This window comes from Methanolobus sp. WCC4 (genome assembly GCF_038022665.1).
GTDB lineage: Archaea > Halobacteriota > Methanosarcinia > Methanosarcinales > Methanosarcinaceae > Methanolobus.
On record NZ_CP150629.1, the window covers coordinates 2,548,124 to 2,567,757 of the forward strand.

A 19,634-nucleotide genomic window follows, 5' to 3' on the forward strand; every position below is an offset into this window, starting at 1 on the left:
AATAATTTATATACAATAACTTACTGAAATATGCGTTCTACTCATTTATATGTGACTGTCTTTCGGGATTAAATACATCTGCACCCTCTAAATACTTTGTTGTTGCACCAAGAACCGTACCGGATACACCAAGTATATGGAAACTTACCCTCTTACCCTTTATATGAGTGATCGTGGCAAGTACAGCACGTGTCTCACGGACATGTTCCCTGTCACAACTGATGATCCCCTTAAGGTCCTCAAAGGCAAAGAGCCATATATTACACTCACTGGAACCAAGATCACCAAGAAGACTGCCCGACGCGGAGAAGATCTCCTTTATCACTTCATCCCTGCTGATATCAGCCCCTGTGATCAGTTCGAATGCAAGATATCTTTTATTCTCCCGCATTGTAGGAGGGAGCACTTTCATTGTCCATCACCGCCTTCCGATGGAACATCAACGATCTCCACACCTTCAAATACATGATTTTCAGAAGGACGGTTCCTTTTCAGGATATTTTCCGGCACATCAGACAGTCCCTTTAACGCCTCTTCGCGAGTCATACCAAAAAGAGATGCAAGGGCCATAAGCTCACGAGGAGCACGCATATCATACAATGAACCTGCATTGCTTGTGAGAACGAAAGGAACATCATATTTGCGGATGATCCTGAGATCATTCCTGAAATTAGAAAGGGCCCTTACCCTTCTTCCACCTCGCAGACCTATGATATGGGACAGGTCAAAGGATATCGCAACATCGTTGTCACTTGCAGACTTTGCAAGGACGTGATTCAGGCCATTATCCTTCATGGAACCGAAATTAGAAAGAATATCTACATTGGAATTCTCAACCGCTGCACGATTGATGCTTTCACTGCCCCCATGAACAACGATCACATCGACCGTCTGGCGGAACTTCCCGACTAAACCGTGCAACTTTGAAGCATTCTCCGTCCTCAGTTCAACCCCGCTGATGATATCGAGACCATCAATTACAGTTGAACGTTCTGGTTTGCAGGAATTGAAAGGATTTGTGACGGCAACGCCCGTATATCCAAAGTGCTTTGCAAGGGCAGCCATTTCTTCTATCGTGTTCTTTCCTTCGGGAACGGTGTGGACATTCAGGTCGTAGAATCTGGTACTAACCAAACAATTCCTCCACGATATGCCCTGCCTCAAGACGGTTCTTGGGGTAAGTGGCGATCTTTACCTTTACAGTGATAGAATCGGATGAAGAACTAAGTACTATATCACCAAGGAAGGCAGACTGTTTATCGAACCTCATATGGAATAGCTGGTCATCATCCAGCCTGTCGGGCATCTCACTGCGCAGGGTCTCTACATCCTCTGGAGACATATTCCCCCGGATGAACCTGGCAAGCTTTACAGAATCCGATCTGCGGGTGATCTGGGAACTGAGCATCACAGAGGAATTACCATAATGACCTTCAATATCAGTTACATCAACAAATTCATCGGTAACAGCATCATCAGGCATGCCCATGGCATTCCGTAAAAATAGGTCCAGGGCAGCACGTACCCTGGAAAGATCCTCAGTAGAGTGCGCGATCACGCGCAGGTTGATATAATGGATCACTTGCCTCTGTTAAGGTTTGATCTGATACTTGGCCTGTTCTTCTCAGTACCTGTACCACGTGACATCATACCTCTACCCTTGCGACCTGCACTGGTCTTACCGCGCTGTGCACGTCCCTTCTGGGTGTTAGCACAGATCCAGTTGAGGTTCTTGTCGCTCTTGATAACAGGATGGCTTGGGTCTACGAGAATGACCTCATACCACTTTGATCTTCCGTCCTGACCAACCCAGTAGGAGTTGAGGACTTCCATGTTAGGGAACTTCCTTCCGGCACGTTCTTCAGCGATCCTCTGGATGCTCATTCCACCGGATATCTTGTTCTTACCCATGCGCTGTGTACGCCTTCCACGGATGTACCTTGACTTTCTAAGGCCACCTCTGCGTACCTTTACACGAGCTACGACTATTCCCTGCTTTGCCTTATATCCAAGAGAGCGTGCACGGTCGATACGGGTTGGGCGTCTGATCTTTGTGACTGATCCCTCTCTTCTCCATTCCTGGAGCCTTTCCCATCTGAGTTCGTGGACATATGTGTTGTCCGGGTCTTTCCATGCGTCCCTTACGTATGCATAATATGATTTTGACAATTAGTTCACCTAAGTTCCATTTCTAGTTTCACGGTTCAGCAACCCTTTATGGTAGCTACATTCCCACGGGACTTGTCCCGACAATGAAACAGGACTACTACTTAACGTGATCTAATTTAAACCTTTGCACCACAACAGCAGAATGAAATGGAGATTATCAAATTAGCTCATCTTTTTCTCCATTCTAATTTGACAAGCTTTTTCTCACACATAATTTGCAAATGAATTTGGATTTTTGACCTTGTTTTGCAAATTTGCAATCAGCATCAATTGATAAACAACAAAGTTCATGGTAACATAGAGTTCTCTGCTTCCTTTTCTGATTGATCTAACATCAAATTTGAGAATATGCTTCACATGCTTGTGAAACCTTTCACAATCTTGTCTTGTCCCTTTTTTCTTCTGGAATTCTGCATCCTCCATGTTCTGATTTCTTAGATACATTCCAACTTGCTTTGACCTTCCATGTTTGTAGAGGAACTTCAATTTTCTGTTAAGTGGAAAGTGGGGGTCTCCCCCACTTTTCCACATCTTGTTCATCCAATGATTGATTCTCTCTATTCTTCCTTCCTCACTGACAACAGCATCAGAAGGAAGGGATATTGTAGGATTCACATTAAGATCATTCCAGATATCTGCGTAGTTAGTGAATGAATCATATGCACCATCCAAAGCATATGAATCAACTTCAGGATTCAATCTTTTCAAGAACTCAATATGCTGTTCCAGTTGTGGAGAATCATGTGCCAGTCCCTTTGTATACGTCATGTACAATGGACAAGTTCCGATTAATGTGATATGCGCTTTATCCATTTTACAGTTATAATGCGGATTATAATCACTATGCTTGTCGTACCTAGAAGCTTCAATAGGTGTTGAATCTGTTTTTAGGTCCTTTGAAGATGTTAGATCTAGTATTCTCGAAGCTACTTTTTGCATTATTTCCCGGAATCCATTTTCTCCTAACCTGTATTTCACAAAGTGGTGAAGTGTTGCTCCAGTTGGCATTGAAATATCATCGTTCGTATTAACAAAACGAAGAAGCAGAGCTTCTTCATCTGTTAGCGATGAGATAGTTTTGTCAAATGAGAGTTTTCTGAAACACATGACAATGGTGAGTTTTATCATAGAAGAAACACGATACTTGAAATGCCAGTCTTTATTGGAATAGTAGTTGTTTTCAACATGCTGTGCGATATCATCGATATTAAGAGAATGTAGCAACCGGCAAATTGACACATTATCTTTACCAACGTAGTTTCGAATGGAGTCCTCAAAGAGGACTCCTTTATACACAGTACAAATATCCTCCATGAGACTGGCCAAATTTATACTATATGAATCTATTGACCTAGCTACTGTTTTTTTTGGGGGGGGGGGGGGGGCGAGGTCTTAAAGAAAAAAGAGGTAAGCTTTTAAGTCAAAATTCTAATTTGATGGACTCGAAATGAATATTGGAACATTATACAATACCGGCAAAACAAATGATATACTATGAACATGGTATATAAGTCCAGTTCACGAAGGATCAGGATACACAGAGGGATCAGATGAACAGGATGAAGCTAAACTATTACATAGACCTTGTTTTGACAGTACTGTTCCTTATAGTTGCAATAACAGGTTTTGTCATGTACCTTGTAATACCCTCTGGAGTACCAAAAGGACGATATCAGGAATATCTGGGGATCACAAAGGCCACATGGACACTCATACATAACAGGTCAGCGATACTGATGACATTGTTCGCAGGAATCCATCTTGCACTACATAGAAAATGGATTTGTTGCACAACAAAGAACATAGTCGGAAAAGAGAAAGATGATGAATGTGACCTGGAATAAAGATATTCGGCCTCACATCAATAGTGATCAGACACCTACTGGAATTTGCTCAGATCCTCACCTGAGCGCAGTATTCCGGTAACATTACCATTATTGTCCTTTAAGAGAGTATCATACCAGCGCATTGGGATCTCATTACCATCCTTTGTGATCGCAGGCAGCTCAATGAACTCAGGCAGCTCATCCTGACCTTCCAGCGCCTTTGAGAACTTCTCCCTGAGATTGGTCCTTTCTTCCTCAGGCACAAGCAAGTTGATAAAGTCATGCCCTATAAGTTCGAACTCACCATAACCAAGGACATCATTGCCTTTACTATTGACAAGATGGATCTTCATATCATTGTCAATTACAAAGACAATAAAACCGGCAACATCCAGATAGTTCATTGCCTCATTCCTTTCAGCAAGTATCTTATCCTGAAGGTGTTTTATTCTTAAAAGAGACCTGACCCTGGTCACAAGCTCGAGACGGTTCACAGGTTTACCCAGGAACTCATCGGCACCGACCTCAATACCTTTGATACGGTCATCCTTACCGGACAGTGCAGTGACCATCACAACAGGAAGGAACTGTGTCTCCACCGATGTCTTCAGTACACGGCAGACCTCATACCCGTTCATATCGGGCATCATCACATCAAGAAGGATAATATCAGGTTTCTCACTTTTGACCTTATCCAGTGCTTCCTTGCCACTATAGGCAGGGATCACTTCATAATCGGACCTGAGGTAGAGACCCATTAACTCAACTATAGCTTGCTCGTCATCTACTATGAGTACTTTATCCCGGTCTTGCATGGATCATAGGCTCCCATTTTATATATGGCTTGAATAAATTCATTACAATATAAATCTAATGCTTATAATACATTATCTACATACATTATATAGGTAAAATTATTATTTTAACATTAACTATTAATTATATAGTTCTATCCACATATAAAGTTTAGGCATAAAAAAGAGTACCCACCTTGCAGATATCACTGCAAGGATAGAAAGTGGGGTTGGTGAGATTCGAACTCACGATCGACGGGTCTCTCCGAACAGCTGCAAAAAACAGCTTAGGTTCTTGAGCACACATCAGTGCTCCAACGGTTCCTCACAGACCTACCCCGTCGGGTTGGTCTCAGTAGACCCGTTGTTCATCATTTATCCGCTGGAGCCCATCGCCATGCCGGGCTAGGCCACAACCCCATATTTTCGGGCAGTACCCCCTCAATACATCTTATCAAAGATATATTTAGCGGTACCACTCGCTCTTCTTTACCATAAAACCTTATAATTCTTCATCAGCAACCCTGTTAAGATCACCGAATTTGCATAATTCGTCACAGAGATCCTCTATCTTTAAGCGGAGCTCTTCCATTGTGTGACCGAACATGCCTGTCAGATATATTGCGCCGCCTGCGCCCACACCTTCCTTCACGAATCCGACCTCATACTGTTGCAATCCCTTGAAACCGGACTTGCCGAACTCAGGGTCAGCACCTTCGAATTCAGCACCTATCTCAGCAGCGAGTTCCACAAAATTGGCAGATTCATCACGTACCACATAACTGGTAGTGACGATCTTGATATTATCAGTGGAATAGCCCATATGTTTGATAACAGCGAATATAGAGGCCATCTGAGTTCCACCTGCAAGTATCACAGGAGTATCACCAAGACCTGCAGCGATCCCTGCAACTGCCACCATCATCGGATCCCCTACAGATTCCACAGCCTTAAGAGGTTGCTCACGCAGTGAACCAAAAGTGATACCAGAAGACCTCATTGCTTCTGCAACGACTTGTTTTTTAAGGTCAAGTGGATTTGAACTGGAACTGCTGCTGACGTTACCATCATAACCAAGTGACTGGAGTACGGCGTTTGCAGTTGTCGTACCGGCAGGAATACTTTCACCGATCACGATAAGGTCATGTTCCTTTGAAAGCTTCTCACCAAGCTTGAAAGCATTTTCAAAAACACCCTCAACGTTGTGCACAGCTACCTGTTTCCTTATATCATCACCGGGTTTCCCACCAATATCGATAAGTGGGACCTGTTCCGCAGGAAGGACACGCAGACCTGCATTAACGAACACATGGGGAATACCTGTGATCGAAAGCGCTGCACGCGTGATAAGGGCAGGCGTTGGTGTATCATACGGAGGGGTCATCGGGAGAATAGGAATATCGATGATAGTTCCTGTCTCGAGGACCTCAGCATCGCCTGCTGGCGTATAATCTGTCAGTTTTGCAGTCTTGCCGGCTGCAGAAAGGCCTTCTATGTAGGCCGTTTCCGTGTTTCCAAGAACGCACACAAACAACGGATTTTCAGGTATCCGGACTTTTTCAGGTGCTAATATATCCATGCCAATCGCCTAGATGTATTTTACAGGGTGTATATGACCTTTTCCAGATGGATCAGTATGTCCTTGCAACATATACCTGGGTATCTGCGTCCGAGCCACATACAGGACATTTGCCGGAGCATCCCTCTTCCTGGTCCGTTGGTATTCCAAGTATACCTGCCCCGATCTCATCCTCGATCTTAAGGCCACATTCCTTTTCACCACACCAGAACACCTTTGCGATTCCCTGAGAAAGTTTCTCCTTGATCGTCCCAAGGTCGGCACAGTCGAATATGCGCTCTTTGACACCCGCCATTGCCCTTTCATAAAGACTTTCGTGGATGTTATCGAGCAGTGCCTGGACATCCTCTGTGATATTGTCAAGAGATACCTGTTCCTTCTCACCGGTATCACGGCGTGCAAGCATTGCTGCATTGTTCTTGAGATCCCTCGGACCCAGTTCAAGTCTTACAGGAACACCGCGCATCTCCCACTTGTAGTACTTTGCACCAGGACGGCTGTCACTTGCATCCATGGTTACACGAATACCGGCTGCTTCCAGCTTTGCCTTGACCTCTTCACATGCCTCAAGGACACCTTCAGGCTTCTTGAAGATAATAGGGATTATGACCACCTGTACAGGAGCAACAGCAGGAGGAAGTACCAGACCCTTGTCATCGCCATGTATGGAAATGAGGGCAGCTATAGAACGTTCGGAGACACCATAACATGTCTGGAAAGCATAGACCTGCTCGCCTTCTTCATTCTCATAGGTGATGTCGAATGTCTTTGCAAAGTTATCACCAAGATGGTGAGCAGTACCGACCTGAAGGGTCTTGCCATCCGGCATAAGAGCATCGGTTGCGATGGTGTAATCCGCACCAGGGAACTTGTCCCATTCAGGCCTCTTAGAAGCAAGCACAGGAACAGCGAGCTGACGATAGAACTCGGTGTAGATCCTGATACCCTCATCCACCTGTGCAGCCGCATCATCCCATGTAGCGTGGACAGTGTGAGCTTCCTTGAACGAGGTGATCTCACGGAGCCTGATAAGAGGACGTGTGTGCTTTGTCTCATACCTGAACGTGTTGACGATCTGATAGAGCTTCAGTGGCATGTCCGCATGTGACCTGATCCACAACTTGTACATAGGATAGATAGCAGTCTCACTCGTAGGACGCAGGGCCAGTTTCACATCAAGAGGAGAGGTTCCTCCATGCGTTACCCAGTAGACCTCATCCTCGAATCCCTTGATGTGTTCAGCCTCTTTCATGAACTCATTCTCAGGGATAAGGAGAGGGAACATTGTTTCCTGATGGTCCTTATCAAGCAGCTTACGCATGATATCGTAAACATTTCTTCTGATATTGAAACCGAATGGGAACCAGACATACAGACCCTTTACAGGGTAACGTACATCCATGATCTCGCCTTTCTGGAGCAGGTCATTATACCATTCGCTGAAATTCTCTTTTGAAGGAAGCGCAGCCTCTTTTTCTTGCTCTGCCATATATTCACCTTTATAATTGGATAATGGCTACATTAAATGATACATTGCTTATAGCCATTTCCTTTACAGGTGGAAATAAAGAGCAGAAATTAGCAGATGATAGCTGAAATAATATGGATAAAAGAAGAAAAGAAAAAAGAGATCGATGAAGGAAACGATATTTCATTCCTTCAATTGATGCTCACTGTCACTTGCATCAAGCTCGACATCTGAAGTAGTGGCATCGAAGACGATCATTCCGGTCTTCAGGCTTCCTGCCTCGTCCTTATCAAGAACAATGGACTGCGCCTTGTCAGAGATTATGGCACTGTTACCGAATGGGTCCTCGATCACAACAGTAAGAGGACGCTTGCCTTCAATGGTTTCCTCCAGATACTTCTGTATCTCAAGTCCCTTTGAGTGTTTTTCCTCGTCACCATCTTCTTTTGCCCATTTGGTTGCAGTGATGACTACCTTGTATATCCGGTCAAGTACACCTTCGATGTTGGTAATGTAAGAATCGGAGATCGATCCGGGTTCAACATCTATCCCGAGTTCCGGTATCCTTATGGTGCCTGATGTGGAACGTACGACCCTGCTGTTAAGGTCCTCAAGGTTCTCCACTCTGAGCACATACCTCATCGGCTCCTTCTGGGTAAGGATCAGTGTATCCGCAAACCTGAAACTGCACTGGCACGCCGCAGTGACATACATCACTTCGCCAAAATAAGGGATCTCATCACCCTGCCACCTGATAATAAGCTCTTCATGGCAGAGCGGGCATGATGACCGCGTCTGAAAACTTCGGCAGGCTTCGGTTTCGCTCAATATCTCCCACCGAGGATCTTGGATCTGTCGATCTTGATTCCTGTTGGAGTTACAAGGACCTGATCGTCCTTTATACCGGCGATATCGCCATGCACATCAAGTACAACTTCCTTGAGGTCCTTCAAAGCACGGTCAAGCAATAGCTTGTCAACTTTGATATTGGAGATATCGATCATAACGATGTTACCATCATAGACCTCTTTCTTAAGAGATGTGAGTTCATTCAGGTTTGTGAGTTCTGCAACCCTGATGTAGGTCTCTGCAGGCTCATCATCCAGAACCTCCTCATACTTGGTGAGGTCAAGTTCGGTATATTCATCCTCAGGAGTTGAGCTTTTGCTGCTGCCGCCAAATAATTTGTTCACGATATTTGCCATAATTCGCCCTCATGTATTCAAAAGTATTGTTATATTAATAGTATTCCTACTTAAAATGTTACCGGACTGCCGGACCATCATATGAACTGCCATCACCATCAGATGTTCTTTAGTGCTTTTCAATGCTCTTCAGTGATATTTTCCGCTATTTACCGATAATTATATTTATTTCTATTTAAACTCATACTATTTTAATGATATCTTTTAGATGTCAAGGTTCCAGAGCTTGTCCCCTACATAATGGATAGACTTCACACCCTTGCCTTTATTGCCCTTCATCTCCGGACCTGGCATCAGAGCCCTGCCGATAGCAAGTGGTTTGCTGTGTGCTTCCTCGATAACTATAACAAGATCATTCTCCTTGATATCCGGATCCGCATTGACGATACCCGGACACATGATATCCGCACCATTCACAACAAAGCGAACTGCACCGGAATCCACAGTGACGACATTCTTCATCAGACCCAGTTTCAGCACGCCCTTTATAGTGGGGAAGTAGAACCCTTCTATCTGGAAGAGCAGCGGTTCTCCATCAACAAGGACAAGGGACTGGTCATCTATGTTTGCCGTTTCAAACTTGCTTTGTTCGAGCTTTTCGACCCCTTCACTAAAAATGGAACCTATATCGCTCAGGAGCTGATTCTTTGCTGATTTCCTTAACTGTACCCTGGACCTTACTTTCAACTGATCACCTGTCAAACCGATGGATATTGATGATATTCTATACTAGATTTCTAATTACGTAGCATTATTGTCATTTGTCATTCATTATTGATATGACAATTATTCAATTGACATGATAAAATAAGGGATGGATGCTTTTAAAGTTTATGCGGGCATTGCCCACATAACGCATCCATAGAAGCTTATCTCACGATCACAACAGGGACACCATTGATGTCAAGTACATCCACGGCCCTTCCTGCTGAGACGACTTCCTTCTCGATATCAACACATTCAGGATCAAGCTCAAGCATATCACCATTCACCTTAACGGTGATCTTGCCATTTGCGATCTCATCAGCGATCTTCTTCGGATTCTCCTCTGTCAGAGCATTGATGATGTCCTTTGCCTGTCCCCTGAACTTAGGACCAATGACACCCATATTGGGCTTGACATTGACAGGAACATGCTCGAAATCAGGCTCACCTGCAATAACCTCTACAGGAGAGTTGGTTGCACCCAGTACATCGGTTATGTCTGCGAGCGTGCCATATATCTCGATCTTCTCAAGGGGAGCGTTGAGTGCCATGCCATGCTCGGACTTATATCTCCTTACACTGCTGGCAATGTCCTTAATGAACTCACCTGATGCCTCGATATCAGAATTGATGAGAGACTCTGAAGACTGTGGCCATGACTGTACGTGTACACTGCCTTCACCTATACGGGAGAACATCTCCTCTGCAAAGAACGGAGCGAATGGTGCAAGCATACGGGAAAGAGCATCGATAGCAACATGCAATGTGTATCTTGCAGCCTTCTTCCCGGCTTCATCATCACCATAGAGACGTGCCTTTACAAGCTCGATATAGTTGTCCGCAAGGACATCCCATGTGAATCCTCTTACAGCTTTGAAAGTCTCATCGAACTGGTAGGCTTCCATTGAGTCCGTTACTGAACTGATAAGCCTGTTAAGGTTACTGAGCAGCCACCTGTCAACGATCTTCAGCTCGTCAACATCCATTTCGCTGTGCTCATATTCCTCAAGATGGGACATACTGAACCTGTAGATACTCCACATCTTTGCGAAGAACCGGGATGCTGAAACCACATCCTTCCAGCGGAACATCACATCGGAACCTGGTGAACCTCCAATTGCAGCCCACTGCCTGAATGAGTCAGCACTGTAATCCTTGATGACCTCTTCCGGTGAGATGACATTACCAAGTGACTTGCTCATCTTGTGTCCATCCTCACCAAGTACCATACCATTGATCAGTATGGAATCCCATGGCCTCTTGCCCTGTATCGCCATGGAACGCAGTATTGTGTAGAAAGCCCATGTCCTGATGATATCATGTCCCTGCGGACGGAGCTGTGTTGGGAGTCTCATCTCGTGGTCTGTGAGCCATCCTGATACATGGAGTGCGGTAATGGATGAGTCCATCCATGTGTCGAGAACGTCCTCTTCTGCCTCGAACTCAGTACATCCACAGTTACAGGCTTCCGGTGGCTGCTGTGTTGTCGGGTCGATAGGCATCCATTCTTCCTTTGCCACCATTACCTCGCCACAGTCCTTACAGTACCATACAGGGATCGGGGTTGCGAAAAGCCTCTGGCGGGATATACACCAGTCCCATTCCATGGTGTTGTTCCAGTTATCGAGTCTGACCTTCATGTACTCAGGTAGCCACTCGATCTCATTTGCAGCCTTTGCGATCTCTTCATTATCGATCTTTATGAACCACTGGCGTTCGGAAAGGATCTCAATAGGAGTGTCACATCTCCAGCACTTACCGACATTCTGCTCAAGTGGCTTCTGTTCGAACAGATAACCTTCTGCTTCAAGGTCATTGATGATCGCCTGCTTACATTCAGGAATGGTCATTCCTTCGTATTTACCGGCAATTGCGGTCATCAGACCGTTCTTGTCAATGGCCTTTCGTAGTGGAAGACCGTGTTCTATCCACCATCTGACATCCTGCTTGTCACCGAAGGTACAGATCATAACGACACCTGTACCAAATGCAGGATCGACATCCTTGTCGCCAATGACCTTGACATCATGACCGAAAAGAGGGACCTTTACAGTTGAGCCGAGATTCTCCTTGTAGCGGTCATCCTCAGGATTGATAGCAACAGCAACACATGCTGCAAGTAATTCCGGTCTTGATGTGGCTATCTGAAGACCATCGAAATGCAGGTAGTTGAGCTTTGTCTCCCTTGAATCGTATTCCACTTCTGCAAAGGCAATTGCTGTTTCACATCTTGGACACCAGTTCACAGGGTGCTCGGACTGGTAGAGACGGTCCATGTCATACATCTTCCTGAAAGACCTCTGGGTCTTGGAATAGTACTCAGGCTCCATTGTCACGAACTCATTGCTCCAGTCTGTGGAAAAACCGAGATTCAGCATGGTCTGTCTCATCTTCTCGATGTTACCGACTGTAAGCTCATGGCACATCCTCCTGAACTCTTCTCTTGGAACCTCGTTCTTGGTTATACCATGGATCTCCTCTACCTTTACCTCAGTAGGAAGACCGTGGCAGTCCCAGCCCTGTGGGAACATCACATTGTATCCGCACATGCGCTTGTATCTTGCAACGAAATCTATGTAACACCAGTTAAGGGAGTTACCGATATGGAAATTTCCTGTAGGATATGGAGGAGGAGTATCGATTATGTACTGGGGTCTGCTGTTATCTTTCCAGTCAAAGTGATACATGGACATATCCCATGAATCGCGCCATTTAGGCTCTATGATATGTGGGTCATATTCTTTAGGAATGGTCATTGTGACTCTCCGGTCAATGTGATCAGTTAATATTAGTATTAGGATCGGATCATAGTGGTCGTGTTTTTTATCCTAAGTGGTGTAAGATTATTTAAATTATCTGGTTAAGAACAGGATGAGATCCGGCAGGACACAAATGGAATACAGTAATGGGATGTTCCTGCGAAATTCAACATTAGAGGCTGCCCCTGCACAAAGGACCATCCTGGAGAAAGACCAATACCTGACAAAAGGTCATTGGTGTACGATAGAAAGCAAACTTTTTCCTTACGAATGGATGATAATACCACCCGGAATATATGCGTTCTTTTGCCAGGCGACGTGCAGGTGGACGAGCCGGCTGTTGGAGGGAGTATCTGGTATATCAAGTTTACTATTCCATCCTCATAAAAGACACATATACAATAAAGGCAGAATGAAGACAGTACTTCCCCATTTTCAATATTGATAGCAGGAAACCGAAAACACTTTATACAAATCTATACCATTTTAGAAAGGGGAGGCAGAGACGAGTGATCGTCGAGGTGAGGTGAACAATGATCAGGAAAGTAGCTGTTTTTGCATTTAACGGAGAAGAGATGTGTTTCATCCATTCCCTGATGAATGCACTTGACATGAAAGAGAAAGGCTATGATGTAAAACTGGTGATAGAAGGTTCTGCGACCCGTCTTGTGAAAGAAGCAGAGAATGAGAAACGACCCTTTACCAGCCTTTACGAAAAAGCAAAGGATGCAGGACTTATAGACTGTGTCTGCAGAGCATGTGCAACCAAAATGGAAAGTCTTGAAAGTGCAAAGCAGCAGGAACTACCATTATGTGATGAGATGTTCGGACACCCCAGCATGGCAAGATATATGGATGACGGCTATGAGATCATCGTGGTCTGATCACCAAAACAACAATGGAGGAATAAAATGATAAGTGAGAAGATGACAGAAGCCCTTAACGGGCAGATCAACAAAGAGATGTATTCTGCATACCTCTACATGGATATGTCAGCCCACTGTACCTATGTAGGACTTAATGGTTTTGCTAACTGGTTCATGGTACAGTACCAGGAAGAGATGAGCCATGCAATGAAGATATACAACTACATTAACGATCAGGGTGAAAAGGTCATCCTTGATGCCATCGAGAAACCACCGGAAGACTTCGGTACTCCATTGGAGATGTTCGAGGCAACATTGGAACATGAACAGTTCATAACGAAGTCCATTCATGAACTGGTAGACCTTGCAAACGAAGAAAAGGACTATGCAACCCAGATATTCCTCCAGTGGTTCGTAACAGAACAGATAGAGGAAGAAGCAAACGATAACGAACTGATAGCCAAGCTCAAACTTGTCGGAGAGGACGGAAATGGTCTTTTCATGCTGGACAAGGAACTTGAAGTAAGGACATTCAAACCTCCTGCAGAAGAGGAATGATCAATAGAAAGTAATAAAAGGTGAGAGTATGGAATTCGGTGAAATACTTAAAGGAAAGGATGTCGAAGGTAAAGAGAAGCATGTCCCTGCAATAGACATCATCAGAGAACACGGACATGCAAAGGCTGATTATGTACGTGTGATCGTAGGAAAGGAAGTACCACATCCAAACACTGTGGAGCACCATATTGCATGGGTGGAACTCTATGGCACCACCAAAGAAGGAAAGGTCGTTAACTTTGGTAAGATGACATTTGAACCAGTATACACGGAGCCTACTGCCAGTTTCCACGTAAACAACATTGACGACTTCAAGTCATTCTGTGCACTCGAATACTGCAACGTTCATGGTGTCTGGCAGAACTGCATAGAGGTTTGAGACAAATACTCGAAAATACATGTATTGTGGCATCTGTTGCCACATCTTTTTTATATGTGTTCATTTTCACCTCTACATAGTATAATACGATCCTGTGTAAAGTAAAGAGGTGAACTTCATGTTGGTACAACTTGTAGCTAAATTAACATTCCTTGCCCTGATAGCCGGGCTTTTGACATATACGCTGCTGACCTACATGGTCCCATACATGTCTACCTGAGCAATAACAAAAAAAGAAGAAGAAGAAGAAGAAGAAATTGGGGTCACTCTGATCCTTCGTAACCTATCTCTTCCTTTGTCAGATAGCATGCCGGGTCATCCGCCCAGACATTACCATAGACAGACTCCGCTCTTACGCGGAAATTGCCATTACAGACATCGAACCACTTACATCTGGCACATCTGTCAGCGTTCTCCTTGATCAGAGGCTTACGATCCTTAAGACCTGCCATAAGCTCGTCACTGGTATCCTTCCATATCTCACTGAACTTACGGTCCTTTACATTACCAAAGGAGTAATGCCTCCAGAACTGGTCAGGGTGTACTGAACCATCCCATGAGACACAACCAAAGCCGATACCTGTTGAATTGCCTCTGTTCATGTTCAGGAGTTCAAGTACCTCGGCAGCCCTTTCAGGGTCCTCTTTCAGAAGACGCAGGTAGATGTATGGACCATCACAGTGATTATCCACCGTAAGCACCTCTACCATCTTACCCTTACTATGGAGTTCCCTTGTCTTATCGATAAGAAGGTCAACTGTCTGACGACTTTCCTCAAGGGACAGATCCTCATTGATCATATCGGAACCACGGCCTGAATAGACCAGATGATAGAAACAGATACGAGGGATGTTCTCTTTTTCCATAAGGTCGAAGATCGCAGGGATGTCATGGACATTGTGCTTGTTTATCGTGAACCTGAGACCTACCTTGATACCTTCTTTCTGGCAATTGTGAAGACCCTGCATTGCCCTGTCAAAGGAACCTTCAATACCACGGAACTTATCATTCGTCTCACGCATTCCATCAATGGATATGCCAACGTAGGACAGACCGATATCCTTTAGCTTCTTTGCTATCTCCTCTGTGATCATGGTACCGTTGGTGGAGATCACAGCCCTGATACCTTTTGAGGTCGCATAGCCCGCAAGTTCAGGAAGGTCCTTCCTCATCAGCGGCTCTCCGCCTGAGAACAGGATAACGGGTGTTCCGAAATCAGCAAGGTCATCTATGAGCGCCTTACCCTCCTCCAGGGTTAGCTCATTATCGTACTCAATATCCTTTGAATGCGCATAACAGTGAACACAGCGAAGGTTGCAGCGCTTGGTCACATTCCAGACTACAACGGGTTTTTTATCTTTTGAGAACTGGAGCAGGTGGGATGGGAGTTTCTTTGAATCACGCCCATAACGAAGAGCATCAGAAGGCTCCACGGTCCTGCAATAGAGTTTTGAAATTCCTATCATGATCGGGACTCCGAAATAAAAGAATAGAAGCAATATGTAAAACTTGTTTTAGTATATGCGAACACCTATACCATCATCCTATATTATACTATGGTAGACAGGTAAATAATACTAAAATAGATATTAAAAGAGATGGTGAAGGAATGCTCATTCAAGCAATTCCTGAACCTTTTTGAGAATATCCTCGAATGTGAACTTACCGGGTGTCACTGATACATTGACCCCGAAACTCTCGATAGTCCGGGCTGTCGGGATGCCTATTGCAGCAACAATAGAGTTGTTCATGACCTCAATTACCTCTTCTTTTGAGGACTGTTCCATAGCATATTCGAAGAAATTACGCACCATCATTGAACTTGTGAATGCGAAAACATCGATCTCACCGGCAAGCGCTCTGGAAATAAATTCTTTCTGTTCCTTTCCTTCGGGTTTTGTCAGTGTGTAGACATTGGTCTCATGCACCTCGGCACCGCATTCCTTCAGACCCTTGAGGAGAAGAGGAGAACCGTAGGAGCTTCTGGCAGTGTCAATTATCTTGCCCTTTATATCAGGACAGAGGAATTCAACTATTCCTTCTGAACTATAGACTCCGGGCATTCCGAGCACGTTGATGCCCAGTTCCTCCAGGGCCTTGCTGGTCGTAGGACCGATGGAGATCACCTTTGTGGCATTGAGGGCATCAATGAAAGCATCCCTGTCCTCGATCTTGTCCAGAGTGAAGTCAATACCATTTGCACTTGTAAAGATAACATAGTCAGGAACCCCTGACATGACCCTCTCAACAAACCCATCGAAGTATTCGTCCTTCATATCTGCAAGCTCGATCATGGGAACCGCAAGGGGGGAAAAGCCCATCTTCTTTGCCAGTGCAACTGAATCGTCCAGATAGCGTTCCGGACGCATGATCGCAAGTACGGGTTCTTTGACTTGTTCTGCCACAGGTAACACTCCCTAATCAAAACTTGCAGGCGCCTGCTCGCCAAGTTCCTCGTGAAGTGTCACGACATCCCCTATTATTGTGATAGCAGGAGTCTTAACACCTCTTTCTTTTGCAACTTCGGCAATGTTCTCAAGAACACCAACGGTCACACGCTGATCAGGTCTTGTGCCTCTCTCGATAAGTGCCACCGGGGTCTTAGGGTCCTTTCCGAACCTCATGAGCTCACCGACATTCCTGCCGAGCATCTTGACACCCATGAATATGACAATGGTACCATCGAACTTTGCAAGGGTCTCCCAGTCAAGAGCACTTTCCTCTTTTGTGGGATCCTCATGACCTGTTATGAACGTGACCATGGAAGCATGGTCCCTGTGGGTAACTGGTATGCCTGCATATGCAGGAACAGCTACTGCGGATGTAATGCCCGGTACGACCTCGAACTCGACACCTTCGGCCATAAGTTCCTGAGCCTCTTCACCGCCACGACCGAACATGTATGGGTCTCCGCCCTTAAGGCGCACTACATTCTTTCCTTCCTTGGCCTTCTGAACGATAACGGCATTGATCTCATCCTGAGTGAGTGTATGGTCCCCCGCATGTTTACCTGCATCGATCTTCTCCGTGCTCTGAGGAATGGAATCGATTATAGCCTTTCCCGGAAGCTGATCATACACGACAACCTCAGCAGTATCCAGCAGACGGCGTGCTTTGAGCGTTAATAGTTCCGGGTCACCCGGGCCTGAACCAACCAAATAGACTTTACCATATTTCTGGGACATGTTAGTGAGATCCTGTTTATCTTTTTTAGAATGGTAATGAACTTACCAACTTATAAATATGCATCGTCCCGAATTACGCACCAGAACAAGATAACTTTATCTGTAAAATAAAAGCAAAGCTGCTTAAGTGGAAATATAAGGAAAGTGTTGATATGCCTATCAATTTACTTTATTTAAATAAAAAGTAGTGCCGTACCTCTATTGATACCGCACCGATCCAACCCGTTAGAACCTATTTCTTGCTCAATATATAGAACAGCATTTCCTTGTTCAATTTCCCTTCACGTTCCAGTTTATTGACTATATCCTCATCAGACATTCCTTCAGACTTAAGCTCCTTTATCTTGTCAAGCAATGCAGGTGCGATACTATAGTACTCATTAATATCTTTCCTGTGGCCCCACACATCACCCTCGATAAGCTTGATATTCTGCATGGTCATGAACATCTCGATGGACTTAGAGACGGTACGCCTGTAAGAACTCGGGATCTGGATAACTTCCACTTTAGGACAGGTCTGGACAAGTGCAAATATATCCTTGTTCGATGGTCTGAATGCAAGATGGATGACCTTCTCATTTGGATTCAAATGAGGTATCTCCTCTCGCGAACTTACAACTCTTATTTTCATAAGTCTCCCTCACCTCCGATTAACTGAGAACTTATTAAAATAATGTATGTATTCACCTATTAAATAATTACCGATTTATAGCCTAAAAAAGTAAAAGGGTATTCTACTCGAATCTGGTTCTCACAGAATCAGCATGCGCCTGCAGACCTTCCTTTTCAGCCAGCGAGATGACAGGTCCTTTCAATGTCTCAAGGCCCTTCTTGCTTATTCTCTGTATGCTTGCGGATTTCATGAAATGGGCAAGGTTCAATCCGGAATATAGTCTGGCGTAACCGGCTGTAGGCAGAACGTGATTGGTACCTGATGCATAATCACCTACCGGGACCGGAGCATAGTTGCCCACGAATATGGAACCTGCATGTTCTATACCCTCAAGGACTGCATCCTCATCCTCCACCATTATCTCAAGGTGCTCCGGGGCAAACTCATTGGAAAAAGTGATGCATTCATCCATGGAATCGACTACCAGTATTGCGGCGTTCTCAAGTGAAGTATTGACGATCTCAGTCCTGAGGGTTTCCTTTGCCTGCTTCAATACCTCAGCCTTTACGTCTTCTGCAAGCTCCTCAGATGTCGTTACGATCACAGAGACCGCATTAGGATCATGTTCCGCCTGAGCGATCATATCCGATGCCGCCATCCTCGCATTACAGGAATCATCGGCAATGATAAGCACCTCGCTGGGGCCTGCCGGGAAGTCGATCTCAGCCATGTCCCTTACCTGCATCTTTGCAGAGGTTACAAAGACATTGCCCGGACCTACTATCTTGTCAACCTTCATTACAGTTTCAGTACCATAGGCCATACCGGCAACTGCCTGCACACCACCCACCTTATATACGTGGTCTGCACCAGCCACCTTTGCTGCCGCGAGCGTCAGAGGATTGACCTTCCCATCCTTGCCAGGTGGTGTGCACATGACCACGTTCTTAACGCCCGCAACCTTTGCAGGCACTATGGTCATAAGGGCCGTGGAAGGGTATGATGCCCTGCCACCCGGAACATATGCCCCCACACTCTCAAGTGCGGTGAACTTCTGCCCCAGCTCGATCCCAGGGGACACCTCAATGAACCAGATCCTCTGAGGCATCTGAGCCTCATGGAACTTCCTGATGTTAGCAGCAGCAAACTCCAGGTTTGCCAGGAGTTCAGGGTCAATGCTCTTTGCAGCCTCATCTATCTCATCCTTTGAGACCTCGATAGCTTCGATATCGGCACCATCGAACTTCCGGGTATATTCACGCAGGGCTGCATCCCCATTATGCTTTACATCATTAAGGATCCCTGCAACCGTTTCTTCAACATCTGCAAGGTCCCCGCCACCACGGCCGATCAGTTTGTTCCTTTCTTCATCGGTAAGTTCGGATAGTTTCTTGTAAAGCATGTTATTTCCCCTGAAGGTCTGTAGAATTGTGATATGATAATGTTGATCAAGAATGTATTACTAAATGATTATGAATATTTCCTGATGCTTATACCTGTTCATCATATATAACGCTTAGAACGACTC

21 protein-coding genes and 1 tRNA gene are annotated in these 19,634 nt (G+C 45.0%); 4 read left to right on the forward strand and 18 right to left on the reverse strand.

From position 1 onward, the window contains the following. Positions 1–37 precede the first annotated feature (37 nt). The 5 genes from V7O63_RS12030 to V7O63_RS12050 all read right to left on the reverse strand — a co-directional run bounded on the left by V7O63_RS12030 (position 38) and on the right by V7O63_RS12050 (position 3,483). Positions 38–412, reverse strand: a complete 375-nt coding sequence (locus V7O63_RS12030; RefSeq protein ID WP_340818794.1) for an Rpp14/Pop5 family protein — start codon at positions 410–412, stop codon at positions 38–40. After that, positions 409–1,134, reverse strand: coding sequence for a ribonuclease P protein component 3 (locus V7O63_RS12035; RefSeq protein WP_340818795.1), 726 nt, complete (start codon positions 1,132–1,134; stop codon positions 409–411). Before V7O63_RS12035 ends, V7O63_RS12030 begins: the two co-directional genes overlap by 4 nt. Further along, positions 1,127–1,582 (reverse strand): RNA-binding protein, encoded by a 456-nt coding sequence (locus V7O63_RS12040; protein ID WP_340818796.1) that lies wholly within the window; start codon positions 1,580–1,582, stop codon positions 1,127–1,129. Before V7O63_RS12040 ends, V7O63_RS12035 begins: the two co-directional genes overlap by 8 nt. Next, positions 1,579–2,169: a 50S ribosomal protein L15e gene (locus tag V7O63_RS12045; RefSeq protein ID WP_340818797.1), complete on the reverse strand. Its 591-nt coding sequence runs from the start codon at positions 2,167–2,169 to the stop codon at positions 1,579–1,581. The genes V7O63_RS12040 and V7O63_RS12045 overlap by 4 nt, the downstream gene beginning before the upstream one ends. Positions 2,170–2,373: 204 nt before the next feature. Next, positions 2,374–3,483, reverse strand: a complete 1,110-nt coding sequence (locus V7O63_RS12050) for a transposase (protein WP_340817689.1) — start codon at positions 3,481–3,483, stop codon at positions 2,374–2,376. A gap of 236 nt (positions 3,484–3,719) precedes the next feature. Between V7O63_RS12050 and V7O63_RS12055 the strand changes: the two genes are divergently transcribed. Then, positions 3,720–4,013: a DUF4405 domain-containing protein gene (locus tag V7O63_RS12055; RefSeq protein ID WP_340818798.1), complete on the forward strand. Its 294-nt coding sequence runs from the start codon at positions 3,720–3,722 to the stop codon at positions 4,011–4,013. A gap of 35 nt (positions 4,014–4,048) precedes the next feature. On the opposite strand, the gene V7O63_RS12060 is transcribed toward V7O63_RS12055, so the two are convergent. The 8 genes from V7O63_RS12060 to V7O63_RS12095 all read right to left on the reverse strand — a co-directional run bounded on the left by V7O63_RS12060 (position 4,049) and on the right by V7O63_RS12095 (position 12,502). Beyond that, positions 4,049–4,810, reverse strand: coding sequence for a response regulator (locus V7O63_RS12060; RefSeq protein ID WP_340818799.1), 762 nt, complete (start codon positions 4,808–4,810; stop codon positions 4,049–4,051). 204 nt (positions 4,811–5,014) lie between these two features. Further along, positions 5,015–5,209, reverse strand: a tRNA-Trp gene (locus V7O63_RS12065). Positions 5,210–5,291: 82 nt separating this feature from the next. Continuing rightward, entirely contained in the window at positions 5,292–6,368 is a 1,077-nt protein-coding gene (cobT, locus tag V7O63_RS12070) for a nicotinate mononucleotide-dependent phosphoribosyltransferase CobT (RefSeq protein WP_340818800.1), read from the reverse strand. A gap of 52 nt (positions 6,369–6,420) precedes the next feature. After that, entirely contained in the window at positions 6,421–7,857 is a 1,437-nt protein-coding gene (gene proS, locus V7O63_RS12075) for a proline--tRNA ligase (protein WP_340818801.1), read from the reverse strand. A gap of 162 nt (positions 7,858–8,019) precedes the next feature. Further along, complete coding sequence (locus V7O63_RS12080; RefSeq protein WP_340818802.1) at positions 8,020–8,664, reverse strand: ZPR1 zinc finger domain-containing protein; 645 nt, start codon at positions 8,662–8,664, stop codon at positions 8,020–8,022. Continuing rightward, positions 8,661–9,041, reverse strand: coding sequence for a cell division protein SepF (gene sepF / locus V7O63_RS12085; RefSeq protein ID WP_340818803.1), 381 nt, complete (start codon positions 9,039–9,041; stop codon positions 8,661–8,663). Before sepF ends, V7O63_RS12080 begins: the two co-directional genes overlap by 4 nt. Positions 9,042–9,245: 204 nt before the next feature. Further along, positions 9,246–9,728: an RNA-binding protein gene (locus V7O63_RS12090; protein ID WP_340818804.1), complete on the reverse strand. Its 483-nt coding sequence runs from the start codon at positions 9,726–9,728 to the stop codon at positions 9,246–9,248. Between the two features lie 182 nt (positions 9,729–9,910). Then, positions 9,911–12,502, reverse strand: coding sequence for a valine--tRNA ligase (locus tag V7O63_RS12095; protein WP_340818805.1), 2,592 nt, complete (start codon positions 12,500–12,502; stop codon positions 9,911–9,913). Between the two features lie 536 nt (positions 12,503–13,038). Between V7O63_RS12095 and V7O63_RS12100 the strand changes: the two genes are divergently transcribed. Genes V7O63_RS12100 through V7O63_RS12110 form a run of 3 tightly spaced genes read left to right on the forward strand, consistent with a single transcriptional unit; the run spans position 13,039 to position 14,308 of the window. Further along, entirely contained in the window at positions 13,039–13,389 is a 351-nt protein-coding gene (locus V7O63_RS12100; protein WP_340818806.1) for a DsrE family protein, read from the forward strand. 27 nt (positions 13,390–13,416) lie between these two features. Then, complete coding sequence (locus tag V7O63_RS12105) at positions 13,417–13,929, forward strand: ferritin (protein ID WP_340818807.1); 513 nt, start codon at positions 13,417–13,419, stop codon at positions 13,927–13,929. Between the two features lie 28 nt (positions 13,930–13,957). Continuing rightward, on the forward strand, positions 13,958–14,308 hold the full coding sequence (locus tag V7O63_RS12110) for a desulfoferrodoxin family protein (protein WP_340818808.1): 351 nt from the start codon (positions 13,958–13,960) through the stop codon (positions 14,306–14,308). A gap of 263 nt (positions 14,309–14,571) precedes the next feature. Here V7O63_RS12110 and ahbC read toward each other — a convergent pair whose 3' ends face one another. The 5 genes from ahbC to hisD form a co-directional block, all read right to left on the reverse strand. Continuing rightward, positions 14,572–15,774 carry a 12,18-didecarboxysiroheme deacetylase gene (gene ahbC / locus V7O63_RS12115; RefSeq protein WP_340818809.1) on the reverse strand — a complete coding sequence of 401 codons (1,203 nt, stop codon included), beginning with the start codon at positions 15,772–15,774 and terminating at the stop codon, positions 14,572–14,574. A 147-nt stretch (positions 15,775–15,921) separates the two neighbouring features. Further along, positions 15,922–16,713 carry a uroporphyrinogen-III synthase gene (locus V7O63_RS12120; RefSeq protein ID WP_340818810.1) on the reverse strand — a complete coding sequence of 264 codons (792 nt, stop codon included), beginning with the start codon at positions 16,711–16,713 and terminating at the stop codon, positions 15,922–15,924. A 12-nt stretch (positions 16,714–16,725) separates the two neighbouring features. After that, positions 16,726–17,493, reverse strand: a complete 768-nt coding sequence (cobA, locus tag V7O63_RS12125; RefSeq protein WP_340818811.1) for a uroporphyrinogen-III C-methyltransferase — start codon at positions 17,491–17,493, stop codon at positions 16,726–16,728. Between the two features lie 232 nt (positions 17,494–17,725). Continuing rightward, positions 17,726–18,124, reverse strand: coding sequence for a DUF1699 family protein (locus V7O63_RS12130; RefSeq protein ID WP_340818812.1), 399 nt, complete (start codon positions 18,122–18,124; stop codon positions 17,726–17,728). Between the two features lie 103 nt (positions 18,125–18,227). Next, positions 18,228–19,508: a histidinol dehydrogenase gene (gene hisD / locus V7O63_RS12135; RefSeq protein ID WP_340818813.1), complete on the reverse strand. Its 1,281-nt coding sequence runs from the start codon at positions 19,506–19,508 to the stop codon at positions 18,228–18,230. Positions 19,509–19,634 lie beyond the last annotated feature (126 nt).